We start from the raw sequence: 17052 nt of genomic DNA on the forward strand, positions 1-17052 counted from the left end.
GAGAAAACCATGAGAGCGGTAACCGTCATTGGCCTCGGCGAAGCCGGCGCCACCTACGCCGCGGCGCTCCACGCCGCGGGCCACAAGGTCACCGGGTTTGACCCGGTTGCGCCCACCAGCCCCGCCGGCGTCACCCGCGCAGCAACCGCCGCGCAAGCCTGCGCCGGAGCGGACATCGTCCTCGTTATGACAGGAGCCGCTGCTGCACGCGGCGTCGCCCAGGAGTGCCTTCCGGTCCTGGAAGCCGGCAGCTGCTACGCGGACTTCACCTCGTCCTCGCCCGGAGTGATGCGCGAGCTGGGCCAGCTGCCCGGCAAAGCCGACTTCGCCGACGTCGCCATCCTTGGACCCGTCGCCGCGCTGGGGGAGAAGACGCCCCTGATGGTCAGCGGCCCCGGAGCCCAGGCGGTGGCTGACCTGCTGGCTCCGCTGGGCGCCGACGTCGAAATTGCAGCGGGAGAACCAGGTGCGGCCATGGCCCACAAACTCCTGCGCAGCGTCCTGATGAAAGGCCTGGCTTCCGTGGTGGTCGAGGCCGTAACCGCCGGCAAGGCAGCCGGACTCGAAGAATGGATCCGGGCCCAGATCGCCAGCCAGCTCGCAGGTGACGGCCAAGCAGTGATCGACAGGTTCCTGGCCGGCACAGCAAAGCACGCCGTCCGGCGCTCCAAGGAAATGCAGGACACGGCCAGGTACCTCGCCGATCTTGGAGTTCCCGCCGAGATGACGAGCGCCTCCGCTGCCGCCCTGCAGCGCATGGCACTGGAAACTGAGCCGGCCTTGCGCTGACCGCTGTGTCCGGCAGAATCAAGAACGGGCAATACGTGACTCACCACCTAACCGGCATCCCGCCGTCAGGAGCAGCAACATGATCGGCATCTGGGCACTCGGCGCCTACCTTGCCGTCATCCTGTTATGGACCACAGTGCTCAAGCGCAGCGTGGGGGAGGCCATGATCCTGGGCTTCCTGGCCGTGCTTCCGTTCACCGGGGCAGCGGCGGTGCGGATCGGCTGGGACGCGCTCTACTCGGCCATCACCGATGAGATCGTCTACGCCACCATGGCCTTCGTCTTTATGGGCTACCTGCTGGACAAAACCGGTGTGCTGGACAAGCTCATCGATCTCCTGAACTCCCTGATCGGCGGGCTTAAAGGCGGACCGGCCTGGGTGTCCACAGTGGCCTCAGCCGGCCTGGGCGGGGTGGTCCACAACCAGGCCGCCATTGCCGCCACCGTGGGATCGGTAACCATCCCCTGGATGGAAAAGTCACGGCTGGACAAGCCCTCGGCGGCCACGCTGGTGGCCGGCAACGCCGGGATGGGAATCACCTTTCCGTTCAGCGCCTCGATGTTCGTGCTGGTGGGGTCCGCCACCGCGGGTCCCCTCCTGGACATCAACGCGCTGGTCCTGCCCTTGCTGTTCGGCGGCCTGTGGTGCTTCCTGCACCGGCTGATCGTCACCTGGCTGCTGATCCGCAAGAGCGGGATGGCTCCGCTTGATGCAGCCCACCGGCTGCCGGTCCGGGACGCATTTGGCCGTGGCTGGGCCACCCTGCTGCTGTTCGTTGTGGTGGCCATCCCGCTGGTCATCACATCCGGGGCCATCGCGGAGGGGCTCTCGGACTGGACCGGGGGAGACGTCACCAAGTCCGTGAGCGTCATCGTCTGGATCCCCGTGGTCCTGATCATCACGGGCTTCCTGCTGGGCCGGAAGAAACTTCCCACGGACGGGCGGGCGTGGTGGGCGTTGCTGCAGAACTCGGCCCCGCGCTTCGGAATCGTGGGCGTCACCGTGGTGTTCGCCTTCGCCGGGGCCAACGCCCTGGCCGCCACCGGCCTGCCACAGCAAATGACAACGCTCCTCAACGGAATGAACCTGCCGCTTTGGATCCTGGCCATCCTGATCGGGCTGATTGTCATCGCCGTCGCCGCACCACTGTCCGCCACCGCCACCATGGCTGCTGTGGGGACAGTCGGCGTCGCCGCCCTGGTGGCAGCCGGGGTGCCGGCAACCACGGCAGCCGTGGCCGTCCTGGTCTTCTCCTCCTGCGAGGCGGCGGTTCCGCCCGGCGGTGCCCCGCTGTACGTGGCGTGCGGCATCGCGGACGTGGATCCGATCACGACGTTCCTCCGGCTGCTCACCCACTATGCGCTGCCGCTACTCGGCATCGGGGTCCTGATCATCCTCGGCGTCCTGCCCATCTAAAGGAAGTCACCATGCACACCATCCGACGGGCCATCGAAGTCCTCTTCGTGCTGACCCTCGCAGCGCTCCTTGTTGGCGGCGTCGTGTTCGTGGCCGGGCAGGCCATTGCCCTGGTGGCCGGCCAAGGTGACTGGCTCACCCTGCTCAACGAGACCATCAAGGCGCCCATGTGCATCGCTGCCTCCGTCTGCGCCGTCGCCGGCTTCCTGCTCAGCTACAAACGCCGGCAGAACCAGGAGCAGCCGCAGGAAGCAGGGGCGCGGTGAGCTCCGGGGACGGAACCTACCCGACGTTCGCCGGGCTGCTGAAGCGGGAGGGCGCTCTGGCCGGGACCTCCTGGGGCCTGTTTCCGGACGCAACCCGAGGGACGCCGTCGTTCATTAATTCCCGGGCCGTGCTGGAGGCGCGAAGCTGCATCCGCACCGGCACAACCTTTGGCCTGGACTATCCGGCCGATGCGTTCAACCCCGGCATGTCCCTCAAGCGCGGCGCTCCCCGGCACACCATCTACTCCTCGCACCCGGCCCACCGGGACGACTTCCTGGACGGGTACTACCTGCAGGGATCCAGCCAGATCGACGGGCTGCGGCACCGCCGGGCAGACGACGTGGGCTTCTACAACGGCACACCCGATGACCTTGTCCGTGAGGGTACCCCCGATCTTGGCGTCCAGGAATGGGCGGACAACCCGATCGTGGGCAGGGGAGTGCTTGTTGACCTCGTCGGTTACCGCGCCGGGCACGGCGATCCGATTGACCACGCCGCAGGTGAGCCCCTGGGCCTGGAGCTGATCCAGGCAGCGCTGGACGCCCAGTCCGTGACCCTCCGGCAGGGCGACATCCTGATGCTGCATACCGGCTGGTGCGAGTGGTTCCTGGCCCTGGCGCCGGAGGACAAACAGCGTATGCGGGAGAACAGGCAGGCCACCGGCGTTGCCCAGTCCGAGGACTTCGTCGCCTGGGCATGGGACCACAAGCTGGCGCTCCTCGCGGCGGACAACTTCGCCTTCGAATGCCTGCCAGCATTGGCTTCCAGCCCCTACCGCGACTCCGCCCCAAACGATCACGGGATGATGCACCAGCAGCTCCTCGCCAAGCTGGGCATGCCGCTGGGTGAACTGTGGCGGCTCGGGCCCCTCGCCCGCCACATGCGGGGCATCAGCCAGTGGGACGCCTTCGTTACTATCAAACCGCTGAACATCACCGGCGGGACCGGATCACCAGCGAACGCCACCGCGTTGCTGTGACCCCTGCCGGGTCAGTTGGCTGTGCCCCTACCGGTCCCCGTCAGGAGCAAGGAACTTCATCATTGTCTCCATCAGGTGCAGTGTCTTCCGGCCGGGGTCCAGGAGGGACTGGATCCGGAGGCCGTCCATCATTGCCATGACCATGGTGACCTTGTCGTCTGCGCTGAGCTCCCCGCTGTCCTGGGAGGTGGCAAGCCGGGTGCTGGTGAAGTGGTCCCGCATCTTCTCGCGGCGCTCGATGAAGAAGTCGTGGGCGGGGTGGCTGGGATTTGTTGCCGCGATGGTGATGGCAAGCCAGTTCCGCTGCTGGTCCGGGTGGGCGAACTCGTCCCGAAGGATGGTGGACAACACCTGTTCCCTGGGCACTTTCGATTCGATGATGCGGCGGGCCAGTTCCGAATCGTCGGCATCGCGCTGGGCGAGGGCGGCCAGGAGAAGCTCATCCTTCGTCGCGAAATGGCGGAGCAATGCCGCGTGGGTCACGTTCGCCCGGGCCGCGATATCCCTCAGGGATGCCCGTTCATAGCCGTGCTCGGCGAAGCTTGCTGACGCTGCCCTGACAATCTCCGCCCGGCGGGCGGGAGTTGTTGCATACGGGCCGCGTCGCCTGGTGCCGGCCTTTTTTCCGGTCTCTTGCCCGGCAGTGGTGGTCACGGAAATCGTCTCTTTTCTGTGGCCGGGCTTTTCTTCCCGGGGGTATTGCCAATTGTAACCACTCTGGCTACTATTTCTCGAAGAGTAACCACGGTGGTTACTATTTACTTGGCTTTCGACACAACTGTCGTCCGTCGTCTGCGGTGCTGCGGGCGGGGAGCCATCCGATTAAGGAGTCATAGGTGACTACGAACGAACACGAGGCTTCTGGTTTCGTTGGCGGCATTGCGGCCGCCCAGCCGGTGCCCGGCAACCAGAATCCCGGAGAAGCTTCCGACGGCGTTGCGACCGTCCCAGAGGAACCCCAGTCACCCGTGAGCAGGAGCTACATTCTTTGGCTGATGCTCGCCAGCTTCGGGGCATCCATCGCCATGATGGTGCCCCTTTCCTACGGCATCGCCGTGAGGATCAGCGAACTGGCCCCCGGCCACGAAGAGGTGCTGGGTTACATCACCGGCACGGCCCAGCTGATTTACCTGGTCATCAGCCCGATGGTGGGTATCTGGAGCGACCGCATGCGGTCCGGTTTTGGCCGCCGCACCCCGTTCATCTTCCTCGGCACCGGCATCGGCCTGGCAGGCCTGGTGGTGATGGGACTGGCGCCCGATCTGCTGATCGTAGGCGCCGGATGGGTGCTGGGCATGTCAGGGTGGTCCATTTCCGGTGGGGCCATCCAGAATTTGATGGCCGACAAGCTGCCGGACCAGCAGCGGGGGCGGGTTTCAGCGCTGACGTCGCTCATGACCCAGATCGCGCCCGTGCTGGGCATCGGGGTGGCCTACGCGGTCTCGTCAAACACCCTCCTGGTCTTCGTCGTCCCAGGTCTCATCGGCGCCGTGCTCCTGGCCCTGCTTCCGATCATCAAGCCCGAGGGCAGCTCCAAGGACCTGGCCGTTACCTCGCAGGTGACTGCAAAATCGGTGATCGCCAGCTACGGCTTCAACGTGCGCAAGTACCCCGACTTCGCGTGGAACTGGCTGGGCCGGTTCGTGTTCTTCATGGGGCTGTACTTCAACACCACTTTCGGCACGTTCTTCTATGCACAACGCCTTAACCTCCCTGTGCGGGAAGTGGCCGGGGTGGTCGCCACGATCGGCATGCTCGGCGTCGTCGCGGCTGCTGCAGGCGCGCTCCTGGGCGGGTTCCTGTCTGACAAACTGCGGCGCCGCCGCCTGTTCGTGATGATCGCCGCCCTCCTCTTCGTAGGTGGAGCGCTGGCAGAGGCAACGGCGTGGTCCCTGCCCCAGCTGATCATTGGCGCCGTGCTGATGCAGACGGCCATCGCCGTCTTCGCAACAGTCGACCAGGCCATCATTTTCGCGATTTTGCCGAACCGCAGCGAAACCGGGCGGTACATGGCGGTAGTGGCCTTCGCGCAGAAGATCCCGAGCGCCGTGGCACCGCTCATCGCTTCCCTGGTTATCACGATCGGCGCCATTGGACCGGAGAAGAACTACACGCTCCTCTACCTCACCGGCGCCGTCCTGGCCCTGTTTGGCGGCGCAGTGATCGCACTCAAGGTCAAGGCCGTCCGCTAAGAGCCCTCCGAAGGAAGAAGGACCACCCATGGGCAGAGCGCCCTACGATCTGGCCGTCGACAGCGGCGGAGACCAGTTCCCAGTTACGGGGCCCGCCCCCAGGCTGTCGTGGAAGATTTCAGCCGACACCACCGCTTCATATGAAATCGAAGCGACCATCGACGGCGTACTGCAGCCCGCCGCGACAACTGGTCAGCGCCTGTACGTACCCTGGCCGTGGCAGGCCCTGCGCAGCCGTCAGCGGGTCCAGTGGCGCGTCCGGGCCGGAGCCTCGGGGGACTGGTCTGCTTGGTCCGCTTTCGAAGCCGGGCTCCTGGACGCGGACTGGACCGCCGCCTGGATTTCCCCGCTGGAACCGGAAGACCCGGGCTACGGCCGCCGTCCCGCCTACCTCCTCACCACCCACTTCGAGCTGCCCGGCGCAGTGAAGTCAGCCCGGCTCTACGCCACGGCACTCGGCGTCTACACCGCGGCGATCAACGGCGAAAGCGCCGGTACCGCGGAACTGTCCCCCGGATCGACGTCGTACGACCACACCCTCTACGCGCAGGCCTTCGACGTGGCTTCCTCGCTGAGGCCGGGACGCAACCGGGTGGACCTTGAACTGTCCGACGGCTGGTACCGCGGCCAGGTGGGCGCCTTCCGGCTGCCCGCCGGCTGGGGCACGACGCTGGGAGCACGTGCAGAACTGCACATCGAACTGAGCGACGGAACCCGCCAGGTCATCCCCACGGACGGCACTTGGACGAGCGCCCCGTCAACGACGACCCGTGCGGACCTGATGGACGGGCAAAGCGTTGACTTCGGGAAGGCGGCCGCTTCGGAGAAAGTTCTTGTGAACGTGGTGGAGGCGCCGTCCATCGACTGGTCACCTGCTCCACCGGTCCGAGTCATTGACTCCCGTGCCCCCGAAGACATCCAGGAGGTCAGGCCGGGAGTATGGGTGGCCGATTTCGGCCAGAACGCGTCCGGGTGGATCCGGCTGGCGGACCTGGGACCAGAGGGCACCCGCACGGTCATCGAGTACGGCGAACACCTTGGTCCGGACGGTGACCTCTCCACCTCGCACCTCGATTCCCACCGGCCGGGAGAGCCGGCAAGAATCTTCTCGCAACGTGATGATGTAACAGCCGGACCTGTCCCCGCGGTCTTCGAGCCACGCCACACGGTTCATGGCTTCCAGTACGCCCGCATCAGCCGTTTTGGCGCCGGGCTGGACCCGTCCGCGCTGACCATGCAGGTGGTCCATACCGACCTTCGTCCCACCGGTGAATTCTCCTGCAGCAATGAGGACCTCAACCGGCTGCACAGCATCGGCGAATGGAGCTTCCTGGGGAACGCGGTAGATGTCCCCACCGATTGCCCCACCCGGGAACGGGTGGCCTGGACGGGTGACTACCAGGTGTTCATCTCCACAGCTACCAGGCTGCGGGACGTACTCGGATTCAGCCGGAAATGGCTGAGGTCAGTGCGCGACGACCAGCTCGACGATGGACGGATCGCCAACTTTTCCCCCGACGGCCGCCGCATCAAGAACGACCTCGATGACCAGTTCGCGATGATGACCGGATCCGCCGGCTGGGGAGACGCCATTGTGGCAGTTCCCTGGGCCCTTTACGAGGAGTACGGCGATGAGGCGGTACTCTCCGAGAACTGGGACGCCATGGACCGGTGGGTCCGGTGGGCCCTCGACAAGGCACGCACCACCCGCCACCACGCCCGCGCGCAGCTCTCGCCCGAGCCGGAGCCCTTCGAGGAATACCTCTGGGACGGCACCTTCCATTGGGGCGAATGGACCGAGCCGAAAAAGCGCGACGCCGACGGGAAGCTGATCGACCCCGTCCAGGACAACCCGATGGCCTGGTTCATGGAAGACAAGGGCGAAGTGGGCACGGCCTACCTCTACCGCTCCACGGCAACACTCGCCCGGGCAGCCCACGTTCTGGGACGCGCCGAAGATGCAGCACACTACGCGGACACCGCGGAGTCCATCCGGCTGGCGTGGCAGGCCGCCTACCTTCGCGCGGACGGCACCACCGTCACGGACAGCCAGGCCAGCTATGTCCGGGCGCTCTCGTTTGGCCTGCTGCCGGACGAAGCCCGCGGGCCTGCCGTAACCCGCCTCGTGGAGCTGATCCGGAACGAGGACACACATCTGGGAACTGGGTTCCTCTCCACCGGTGACCTGCTGCCCGTTCTCGTTGAGGCCGGCCGGGAGGACGTGGCGTACGGGCTGCTCCTGCAGCGCAGCGCGCCGTCGTGGCTCTACATGGTGGACAAGGGCGCTACCACCATCTGGGAATCCTGGGAGGGCATTGACGAGGACGGCAACGCCCACGACTCACTGAACCACTACAGCAAGGGAACTGTCCTCCGGTTCCTCCATGAATACACGCTCGGCCTGCGGCAGGCCTCGGGTTCGGTGGCCTGGCGGTCCGTCGTCATCGCTCCAACCCCTGGCCCGGACCTGAGTTGGGCGCGCGGGTCGCATGAGACACCCAACGGGACCATCAGGGTCCACTGGCAGCTCGATGAAGAAGAACTCCGCATCGACGCTGACATCCCGGCCGAAACCACCGCTCGGATCGTCTTCCCCGACGGCACTGAATACACGGCCGGCCCGGGCAGGTTCCGCGCTGCAAGATCCATCCCCTCCACGAACGACCACCTGACCTACGCAACTTAGAGGACCAAATGACTACTTTCCCCGACGGCTTCCTGTGGGGCGCCGCAACTGCCGGCCACCAGATTGAAGGCAACAACGTCAACAGCGACTGGTGGGCCCGCGAGCTGACCATGCCCGGCATGGAGCTTTCCGGCGACGCCTGCGACAGCTACCACCGCTACCGCGAGGACATCGCCCTCCTCGCAGACGCGGGCCTGACTTCCTACCGGTTCAGCCTCGAGTGGTCCCGGATCGAACCGGTTGCCGGGCACTTTTCCACGGCGGAGCTGGCCCACTACCGCCGCATGATCGAGTACTGCTTCGAGCGGAACGTCACGCCCGTGGTCACCCTGCAGCACTTCACCACACCCCAGTGGTTTGCGAACGACGGCGGCTGGCTGGCTCCGGATGCGTCCGAAAAGTTCCAGCGCTACGTCACAGCCACCACGGAAATCCTCGACGGTGTCGAGTGGGTGGTCACCATGAACGAACCCAACATGCAGGCGGCCATCATGACGGCCATGCGCCGCATGCAGCAGAATCAGGGTGCCCAGTGGCAGAGCCCCACCGTCGAAGCCGAAGGGGAAAAGACGCAGACGCACAGCGACTTCCTCACCTACGCAGACCCCGAAATCGGGCGCACCTTCACGGCCATCCACCATGCCGCCCGTGACATTGTCCGCGCACGGACCAACGCCAAGGTCGGATGGACCATCGCCGCCGGAGCCCTCACCCCGGCCCCCGGCGGTGAGGAAAAGCTCCTCGAAATCCGGTACGGCAAAGAGGACGTCTACTGGGAGGGCAGCCGCGGGGATGACTTCGTCGGCGTGCAGGCCTACTCCAGCCAGGAAGTGGACGCCAACGGACTCGTTCCCCACCCGCCGCACCCCGACAACACGCTCGTGGGCACCGCCTACCGCCCAGACGCGCTCAGCATGGCCGTGCGCCACGCCTGGGAGATCACCGGCGGTGTGCCCGTCCTCATCACGGAAAACGGCATCGCCACCGCGGATGACGAACAACGGATCCGCTACACCACCGAAGCGCTCGTTGGCCTCCTTGAAACCATGGCTGAGGGCATTGACGTGCGCGGCTACCTGCACTGGTCGCTTCTGGACAACTTCGAGTGGGGACACTGGGAGCCCACCTTCGGCCTGATCGCCGTCGACCGGGATACCTTCGTACGGACTCCAAAGCCGAGCCTGGCGTGGCTCGGCGGGGTGGCCCAACACAACGCACTGGACGCCGGGGTACTCTCGTGACCACCGCGTTCGCCGACGTCTCCGCCGCGCCCCTCGCCGAGCTCCTGTCCCTGGTCGGCCGGCAGGCGGTGGTCACGGGCGGAGCCCAGGGGCTCGGCAAGGCCATCGCGCTCCGGTTGGCGGAGGCAGGCGCCAACATCCTCATCGGTGACCTCAACGCCGACCGGGCGCAAGCCGCGGCAGACGATATAGCTGCACGTTTTCCGGTGCGGGCACTTGGCGCCGCCATGGACGTTGCGGACTCCGAATCCGTCCGCGCCGCCGCTGCATCCGCGGTCGAGGAGCTCGGCGGAATCGACATTTGGGTGAACAACGCGGGCATCTTCCCCAGCGTCCCGGTCCTGGAAACACCGGATGGGACCTGGGAGCAGGTGTTCGCCGTGAATACCCGCGGGGTCTTCAACGGCTCCCGCGAGGCTGCCCGGCACATGACGGGCGCTGACCGGGGCGGCGTCATCATCAACATCGTCTCCACCGCCGGATTCACCGGGACAGCTCCCGGACTCTCCGCCTATGTCGGATCCAAGCACGCCGTGCGCGGCATGACGAAGCAGATGGCCCTTGAGTTCGCGCCCCTCGGGATCCGCGTTCTTGGCGTCGCGCCCACCTTCGTGCCTACTGAAGGCAACATGGCCGCGGCCGCCGCGCATCCGCCCAGCGACTCGGGGGCGGCTATGGCCGTCATGACCAACAGCCTCATTGGCCGGATGGGCACCCCGGACGACATCGCACGCGTTGTCCTTTTCTGTGCGAGCGATTTATCCACCATCATGACCGGAAGCACCCTCCTCGCCGACGCGGGGCAGACCATCTGAGCCTCAGGAGGCGCCGGATCAGGCCAGGCGCTCGCCGGTGATTCCGGCCAGATGGTCCAGGAGCGCGTTCTGGAACCGCTCGTCGCGGGCGGCGTGGTGCGGCTTCTCCCGGTTCTGATGGAACCAGTAGCCGCCGCTGGTGAGCGCCGCCGGGTCGTCGCTCGTGGCGAGCCATTCCTGGGTGAGATGTCCGAGCCGGAGATCGTCCGGGGCGCTGGCGCCGCCCATCCGGGTGGGCACCCAGCCTGGATCGACGGCGTTGCTGAGGACGTCGGGCCATAAACGGGCGACGGCGGCGGCGAGGGCTGTGAGGTAGAGCTTGCTGTCCGAGTAGGTCACGTTGTCCGTGCCCGGTTCGAGCCTGCTGAGCTCGGCGTGCCCGCCGCGGTGCATCCCGCTGCTGAGGTAGACCAGCCGCTGCGGGCGTTCGATGAGCACGGTGAGGAGGTACGGAGCGACAACATTCACCGTGAAGATGTCCGGGCTGTGCAGCACTCCCGCGTTGTGGATGACGGCATCCATGTGACCGATCGCGTTGACCTGACGGGCGAGATCGCGCGTCTGTTCCAGGTCCGAGAGGTCGCCCACCACGGCTGCGGCCCCGCCGTCCACCAGATCCTGGACGGCACCCAACCGGGCAGTGCTCCGTGCATGGACAACAATCTCATGGCCGTTTTCCAGGAGAGTCTGGGCGGTAGCCCGTCCAAGCCCGTCTGCGGATCCGGTGATAAAAACACGCATCCCTACACCTTATCGGTCGCATTCCCCGAGGGAATCATACTTGTATACATCTATACAAGTATGATGGATGCCGGAGGTCGAACATGACTGATTTACCTGCACGGAACACCGGGGCACATTTTGTTTATGCGGAACTGAAACGGCAGATCCTCAGCCTTGAACTGAAGCCGGGGGAGCGGATCTTTGAGCCTGCAATGGCGGCTTCATTGAAGGTGAGCCGTACGCCGCTGCGTGAGGCCATGAGGCGGCTCATCTCGGAGAACCTCCTGGAGCAGCAGCCCACGGGGGCCGTCCTGGTGCCAAACCTGGATGAGGCAGTCATTTCGGAGTTATACGAGGTCCGGGCGGCCATGGAGTCGTTGATGGCACGGAACGCCTGCATTAAGGCGACGCCTTCTGACATCGAAGCGCTCCGAGGCATCCTGGCACGTAACGCTGCAGTGGTGGAGTTCGCCGATGACGCCATGCGGCAGGGCATGGCACTGCACAGCAGGCTTGCGGAGATCGCCGGAAATTCCTGGGCCCGCCGTTTCCATGAGCAGGTGTCAAGCCAGATGGAGCGGTACCGGCACTTCACCAACAGCACCCAGGAACGGCGTGACCAGGCGCTGGCCCAGCACCGGGCCCTCGTTGACGCCGTGGCCGCGGGCGATCCGGACAACGCTGCGAAGATTGCTTTCGAGCATGTCATGGGCGCCCGGGATGCCGCGGTGCGTGCCATCTCAGGCAGCGGCCTGGGCATCTCATGATCGGCGAACTTGGACGCCGCACAACAACTTCCCTCCTGGTCCATTCCGCGCTGATCCAGGCCGTGACCTTCCTGGTCCGGCCCGCGGCAACATACCGTGCGCTTGAACTGGACGTTCCCGGCTTTGCCCTGGGCCTCCTTGCTGCAAGCTATGCTGTTTTCCCCTTGCTGCTCGCGGTCCCGACAGGCGGCCTGGTGGACCGCCTGGGTGAGCGCCGGCTGATGGCCATTGGGTCCGCCGTCGTTCTTGCCTGTTCTGCTTTCCTGCTGCTGTGGGGCTCGTCAATCGTCGCCCTGGTCATCGGAACCGCGCTGCTGGGTGCCGGGCAACTCGCCTGCGTTGTAGGGCAGCAAGCCGTGGTGGCCAACAACGCTCCCCCAACCCGGATGGACGCAGCTTTCGGTTACCTGACTTTCGCCGCATCCCTGGGCCAGGCCCTGGGACCCCTGGCGATTTCCCTCGTGGGAGGCGCTTCCATCCGCCCCGACACGCAGGCGATCTTCTTCCTGTCGACGTGCATGAGCCTGGCGCTTTTCGTGACCACGTTTGGCGTGGCAGCACATGTCAGCGGCGCGAAGAGGAAGGCAGTTGCAGGAGACGGCAACACCGGCAACGCACTCTCGCTGCTTCGGACTCCTGGCGTCGCCCGCGCATTGGCCACCAGCGCCACCGTGCTTGCCGTGGTGGACCTGACCATGGTGTACCTCCCGGCACTCGGATCCGAACGCGGGCTTACTGCGGCAACGGTGGGCGCCATGCTCACTGTCCGGGCAGTGTTCTCCATGGTTTCCCGGATCCTGCTGGGCCGGGTGTCCCGGAAGCTGGGCCGCATGAGGCTGCTGGTGTTGAGCCTGGCACTGTCCACCGTCGCCTTGGCCGTGGCGGCGATTCCCATGCCGGCGTGGCTGTTGTTTGTTGTGATGGCCGTTCTCGGGCTGGGCCTGGGCATCGGCCAGCCACTGACCATGTCCTGGCTTTCGGCGCAGGCCCCCGCTGGGCAGCGTGGACGGGCGTTGGCTCTGAGGCTCGCCGGGAACCGGGTGGGCCAGGTGGTGCTGCCGAGTGCCATCGGGGTGGTCGCGGCAGGACTCGGTGCAGGGGGTGTTTTCCTTGCGTCAGCCGCGGTGGTGGGCGGGACGATGCTGCTGCTCCGCGGCGTGGAGTTGGACTAGGGCGTGCAGCTGGATTAGCTACGGCAGCCGGCTCGGCCGGAGCACCGAAGGCACGCCGGCCTGTGCCGGATCCAGCGGAACGGGACTGACCAGAACCGCAGGGCCGCGGTGCAGGGTGCCGTTGGAGAGTGCCCGGCAGCGGATGCCGCCCCTGCCCCGCATCGCGGCATGGGCCCCCGGCGCAAGCACCTCGTTCATCCAGGCGCATGGGTGGGCAGGCCGCCCGCCGTGGAGCTCCACTACGGAGCCGCCGGATTCCAGCGCGAAATCCTGCCCCAGCAGTGGAGCCAGGTGCGCGCCCCGCAGGATCACGTTCCGGCGCGTCGCCAGCGGATCGAACGGCCCCGCCTCCAGCTCCACGGCCATGGCTTCCAGGGCCTCGACGGCGAACAGGGTCACCGCCGCGTCCATGTGCGCGGCCTTGCCAAAAAACCGGTCGCCCACAATGCCCTTGCCGGCCACCACCTCCGCCGTTTCGGCGTCGAAAGTAGGCACATCTGCCGCGCCGTCCTTGGCCCGCCCGAAGTAGGCATGCTCCGGTGACACCAGAAGGTGGAGGATTTCGACGTCGTACTTATAGGTCTCCGCCATGCCGCCTAGCCGCCAACGTAGGCCGCAAGGTGCTTGCCGGTGAGGGTGGAGGCGTCAGCCACCAGCCCAGCCGGCGTGCCCTCGAAAACGATCCGCCCGCCGTCGTGCCCTGCTCCCGGGCCCAAGTCGATGAGCCAGTCAGCGTGCGCCATCACCGCCTGGTGGTGCTCGATGACGATCACGGACTTGCCGGAATCAACCAGCCGGTCCAGCAGGCCCAGGAGGTTCTCCACGTCGGCAAGGTGCAGGCCCGTGGTGGGCTCGTCCAGGACGTACACGTCGCCCTTTTCGGCCATCTGGGTGGCCAGCTTGAGCCGCTGGCGCTCGCCGCCGGACAGTGTGGTGAGCGGCTGGCCGAGGCTGAGGTAGCCCAGGCCGACGTCCGCGAGCCGGTCAAGGACTGTGCGCGCCGCCGGCGTTTTGGCCTCGCCTTCGGCGAAGAAGGCGGCGGCCTCCGTCACGGACATCGCCAGGACGTCGGCGATGTTCTTCCCGCCGAGGGTGTATTCCAGCACTGATGCCTGGAAGCGGCGGCCCTCGCAGTCCTCGCACGGCGACTCCACCGTGGCCATCACACCCAGCTCGGTGAAGATGACACCGGCGCCGTTGCAGGTGGGGCAGGCGCCCTCGGAGTTGGAGCTGAACAGCGCCGGTTTCACCCCGTTGGCCTTTGCGAAGGCCTTGCGGATGGGCTCCAGCATGCCCGTGTAGGTGGCGGGGTTGCTGCGCCGGGAGCCCTTGATGGCGCCCTGGTCGATGACCACCACGCCCTCGCGCTTGGCCACCGAACCGTGGATCAGCGAGCTCTTTCCCGAGCCCGCCACCCCGGTAACTACCGTCAGGACGCCCAGGGGGATGTCGACGTCGACCGCCTGCAGGTTGTGCGTGGACGCCCCACGGACTTCCAGCGCGCCGGACGCTTTCCGGACCGCGTCCTTGAGCGTCGCCCGGTCCCCCAGGTGGCGCCCGGTGATGGTGTCGCTGGATCGCAGGCCCTCGACGCTGCCCTCGTAACAGACAGTGCCGCCGGCGGTGCCGGCCCCGGGACCGAGGTCAACGACGTGGTCGGCGATGGCGATGGTTTCCGGCTTGTGCTCCACTACCAGCACGGTGTTGCCCTTGTCGCGCAGCTGCAGCAGCAGCTGGTTCATGCGTTCGATGTCGTGCGGGTGCAGCCCGATGGTGGGCTCGTCGAAGACGTAGGTGACATCGGTGAGGGACGAGCCGAGGTGCCGGATCATCTTGGTGCGCTGGGCCTCGCCGCCGGACAGGGTGCCGGCCGGACGGTCCAGGCTCAGGTAACCCAGGCCGATGTCGGAGAACGAGTCGAGCAGGTGCTGGAGGCCCTTGAGCAGCGGAGCCACCGAGGGGTCCTTGACGCCGCGGATCCACTCCGCGAGGTCGCTGATCTGCATCTGGCACAGCTCGGCGATGTTCTTGCCGTTGATCTTCGAGGACAGCGCCTGCTGGGTCAGCCGGGTGCCGTGGCACTCGGGGCAGGTCTGGAACGTTACGGCCCGCTCCACGAACCGGCGCACGTGCGGCTGCATGGCCTCCGGATCCTTGGAGAGCATGGACTTCTGGATCTTGGGGATGATTCCCTCGAAGGTCAGGTTGACGCCCTCCACCTTGATCTTGGTGGGCTCCGCGTACAGCATCGTTTCCAGCTGCTTTTTGGTGAACTTGGCAATGGGCTTGTCCATGGGCAGGCCCATGCCCTCGAACAGGCGCCCGTACCAGCCGTCCATCGAGTAGCCCGGAACGAGCAGCGCTCCGTCGCTGAGGGACTTGTCGTCGTCGTACAGTGCCGTGAGGTCGATGTCGCTGACCGCCCCCATGCCCTCACACCGCGGGCACATGCCGCCCAGGTAGACGGCCTGCTGGACGACCGCTTTCTCCACCCGGCCGCCACTTTTCTCCGTGGACATCACGCCGCTGGCCTTGCGGGTGGGCACGTTGAAGGAAAAGGCCGTGGGCGGGCCACCATAGGGGGAGCCGAGCCGGCTGAAGAGGATGCGCAGCATCGCGTTCGCGTCGGTGGCCGTGCCCACGGTGGAGCGCGGGTTGGCGCCCATCCGCTCCTGGTCCACGATGATCGCCGTGGTCAGGCCCTCCAGGAAGTCCACCTCGGGCCGGGCCAGCGACGGCATAAAGCCCTGCACGAACGCGCTGTAGGTTTCGTTGATCATCCGCTGCGACTCTGCAGCGATGGTGGCGAACACCAGGGAACTCTTGCCCGAGCCGGACACACCGGTAAACACCGTCAACCGGCGCTTGGGCAGCTCGACGCTGACGTCCTTGAGGTTGTTTTCCCGTGCCCCCTGCACCCGGATCAGGTCGTGCGTGTCGGCAACGTGCAGCCCGTTGGTTTGGGGATCGGTGTTCGTGGCGGTACTGGTGTCCGTGCTCATCGGGTCTCCATCTGTCGGGCTGCGATATGTCCTGCGAGGGGGAGAGCCGTGTCCTCAGCCTCCCCCTCGTGCCGCTGGTTCCTATCCTTCCAGCTCAGGACTGCTGGTTGATGCGGACGGTGTTGCCGGCCGGGTCGCGGAAGGCGCAGTCGCGGATTCCGTAGGGCTGGTCGACGGGTTCCTGGACCACGTCCGCTCCGGTGGCCTCCACCGAGGCGAATGCAGCGTCCACGTCCGGGGCGGACAGGACGATGGTGGCATAGGTGCCCTTGGCCATCATCTCAGCGATGGTTCGGCGCTCGTCGTCGGTGATGCCGGGGTCGATGGCGGGCGGGCACAGGACGATGGAGACGTCCTTCTGGGCGGCCGGGCCAACCGTGATCCACCGCATGGTGCCCCGGCCGACATCGTTGCGGATTTCGAAGCCCAGGGCGTCGCGGTAGAACGCCAGGGAGGCGTCAGGATCGGTAGCGGGAAGGAACGTTGTGTTAATGGTGATGTTCATGGCAGTCATGCTAGTTGCGGCTCCTGCGCGGGCGCTTCTCGATTCCTGACCGGTCTGGTGACCTGTTTCGCCACGCAGGCGGGGATGCCCGCCGTCGACATTTCTGCCTCCTGTTTGTAGACGCTGGGCGGCATGCCCACCAGTTCCGTGAAGCGGGTGCTGAAGGTTCCCAGCGAGGAACAGCCGACGGCGAAGCACACCTCCGTGACGGAAAGGTCACCGCGGCGAAGCAGCGCCATGGCCCGCTCGATGCGCCTTGTCATGAGGTAGCTGTAGGGCGATTCCTGGTACGCAGCCTTGAAGCGGCGGCTCAGGTGCCCGGCGGACATGTGCACGCCGCGGGCCAGGGACTCAACGTCCAGCGGCTGCGCATATTCCCGGTCGATCCGATCCTTGACGCGGCGAAGATCCGTAAGCTCACGGAGGCGGGCGTCGGAGAGGGGGCTGGAGGTCACCCTTCAGATCGTGCTACGGCCCGGCGGAGTTGTCCAGAGTCC

16 protein-coding genes are annotated in these 17052 nt (G+C 66.3%); 10 read left to right on the forward strand and 6 right to left on the reverse strand.

Going from position 1 to position 17052, the window contains the following annotated elements:
- Window positions 1-9 precede the first annotated feature (9 nt).
- The 4 genes from BMX78_RS09860 to BMX78_RS09875 all read left to right on the forward strand — a co-directional run bounded on the left by BMX78_RS09860 (window position 10) and on the right by BMX78_RS09875 (window position 3452).
- A complete protein-coding gene (locus BMX78_RS09860) occupies window positions 10-789 on the forward strand; it encodes a DUF1932 domain-containing protein (protein ID WP_091419018.1) in 780 nt (259 codons plus the stop codon).
- A 79-nt stretch (window positions 790-868) separates the two neighbouring features.
- On the forward strand, window positions 869-2206 hold the full coding sequence (locus BMX78_RS09865; RefSeq protein ID WP_091419020.1) for a TRAP transporter large permease subunit: 1338 nt from the start codon (window positions 869-871) through the stop codon (window positions 2204-2206).
- 11 nt (window positions 2207-2217) lie between these two features.
- Entirely contained in the window at window positions 2218-2472 is a 255-nt protein-coding gene (locus tag BMX78_RS09870; RefSeq protein WP_091419021.1) for a hypothetical protein, read from the forward strand.
- Window positions 2469-3452 (forward strand): cyclase family protein, encoded by a 984-nt coding sequence (locus BMX78_RS09875; RefSeq protein ID WP_091419023.1) that lies wholly within the window; start codon window positions 2469-2471, stop codon window positions 3450-3452. Before BMX78_RS09870 ends, BMX78_RS09875 begins: the two co-directional genes overlap by 4 nt.
- Window positions 3453-3479: 27 nt before the next feature.
- Here the strand turns inward: BMX78_RS09875 and BMX78_RS09880 are convergent, their stop codons facing one another.
- On the reverse strand, window positions 3480-4106 hold the full coding sequence (locus tag BMX78_RS09880; protein ID WP_091419025.1) for a TetR/AcrR family transcriptional regulator: 627 nt from the start codon (window positions 4104-4106) through the stop codon (window positions 3480-3482).
- Between the two features lie 182 nt (window positions 4107-4288).
- On the opposite strand from BMX78_RS09880, the gene BMX78_RS09885 reads away from it, so the two are divergent.
- From BMX78_RS09885 to BMX78_RS09900, 4 genes are read left to right on the forward strand one after another with little or no spacing between them, the layout of a single operon-like run.
- The gene (locus BMX78_RS09885; RefSeq protein WP_211482565.1) at window positions 4289-5644 is read left to right on the forward strand and encodes an MFS transporter; all 1356 of its coding nucleotides are present in this window, start codon (window positions 4289-4291) and stop codon (window positions 5642-5644) included.
- A 28-nt stretch (window positions 5645-5672) separates the two neighbouring features.
- Window positions 5673-8330 (forward strand): family 78 glycoside hydrolase catalytic domain, encoded by a 2658-nt coding sequence (locus BMX78_RS09890; protein ID WP_091419027.1) that lies wholly within the window; start codon window positions 5673-5675, stop codon window positions 8328-8330.
- 8 nt (window positions 8331-8338) lie between these two features.
- Entirely contained in the window at window positions 8339-9571 is a 1233-nt protein-coding gene (locus BMX78_RS09895; protein WP_091419029.1) for a glycoside hydrolase family 1 protein, read from the forward strand.
- Window positions 9568-10386, forward strand: a complete 819-nt coding sequence (locus tag BMX78_RS09900) for an SDR family NAD(P)-dependent oxidoreductase (RefSeq protein ID WP_091419030.1) — start codon at window positions 9568-9570, stop codon at window positions 10384-10386. Before BMX78_RS09895 ends, BMX78_RS09900 begins: the two co-directional genes overlap by 4 nt.
- An 18-nt stretch (window positions 10387-10404) precedes the next feature.
- Here the strand turns inward: BMX78_RS09900 and BMX78_RS09905 are convergent, their stop codons facing one another.
- Window positions 10405-11127 carry an SDR family NAD(P)-dependent oxidoreductase gene (locus tag BMX78_RS09905; protein ID WP_091419032.1) on the reverse strand — a complete coding sequence of 241 codons (723 nt, stop codon included), beginning with the start codon at window positions 11125-11127 and terminating at the stop codon, window positions 10405-10407.
- A gap of 83 nt (window positions 11128-11210) precedes the next feature.
- On the opposite strand from BMX78_RS09905, the gene BMX78_RS09910 reads away from it, so the two are divergent.
- Window positions 11211-11876, forward strand: a complete 666-nt coding sequence (locus BMX78_RS09910; protein WP_091419034.1) for a GntR family transcriptional regulator — start codon at window positions 11211-11213, stop codon at window positions 11874-11876.
- A complete protein-coding gene (locus tag BMX78_RS09915; RefSeq protein ID WP_091419036.1) occupies window positions 11873-13048 on the forward strand; it encodes an MFS transporter in 1176 nt (391 codons plus the stop codon). Before BMX78_RS09910 ends, BMX78_RS09915 begins: the two co-directional genes overlap by 4 nt.
- Before the next feature lie 18 nt (window positions 13049-13066).
- Here BMX78_RS09915 and BMX78_RS09920 read toward each other — a convergent pair whose 3' ends face one another.
- The 4 genes from BMX78_RS09920 to BMX78_RS09935 all read right to left on the reverse strand — a co-directional run bounded on the left by BMX78_RS09920 (window position 13067) and on the right by BMX78_RS09935 (window position 17010).
- Window positions 13067-13639: an MOSC domain-containing protein gene (locus tag BMX78_RS09920; RefSeq protein WP_091419038.1), complete on the reverse strand. Its 573-nt coding sequence runs from the start codon at window positions 13637-13639 to the stop codon at window positions 13067-13069.
- 5 nt (window positions 13640-13644) lie between these two features.
- Window positions 13645-16050 carry an ATP-binding cassette domain-containing protein gene (locus BMX78_RS09925; protein ID WP_091419040.1) on the reverse strand — a complete coding sequence of 802 codons (2406 nt, stop codon included), beginning with the start codon at window positions 16048-16050 and terminating at the stop codon, window positions 13645-13647.
- Window positions 16051-16144: 94 nt separating this feature from the next.
- Complete coding sequence (locus BMX78_RS09930) at window positions 16145-16564, reverse strand: VOC family protein (protein WP_091419041.1); 420 nt, start codon at window positions 16562-16564, stop codon at window positions 16145-16147.
- Window positions 16561-17010, reverse strand: coding sequence for a helix-turn-helix transcriptional regulator (locus BMX78_RS09935; protein ID WP_091419043.1), 450 nt, complete (start codon window positions 17008-17010; stop codon window positions 16561-16563). The genes BMX78_RS09930 and BMX78_RS09935 overlap by 4 nt, the downstream gene beginning before the upstream one ends.
- Window positions 17011-17052: the final 42 nt, after the last annotated feature.

The sequence above is a fragment of the Arthrobacter sp. OV608 genome (assembly GCA_900110595.1).
Classification (GTDB): Bacteria; Actinomycetota; Actinomycetes; order Actinomycetales; family Micrococcaceae; genus Arthrobacter.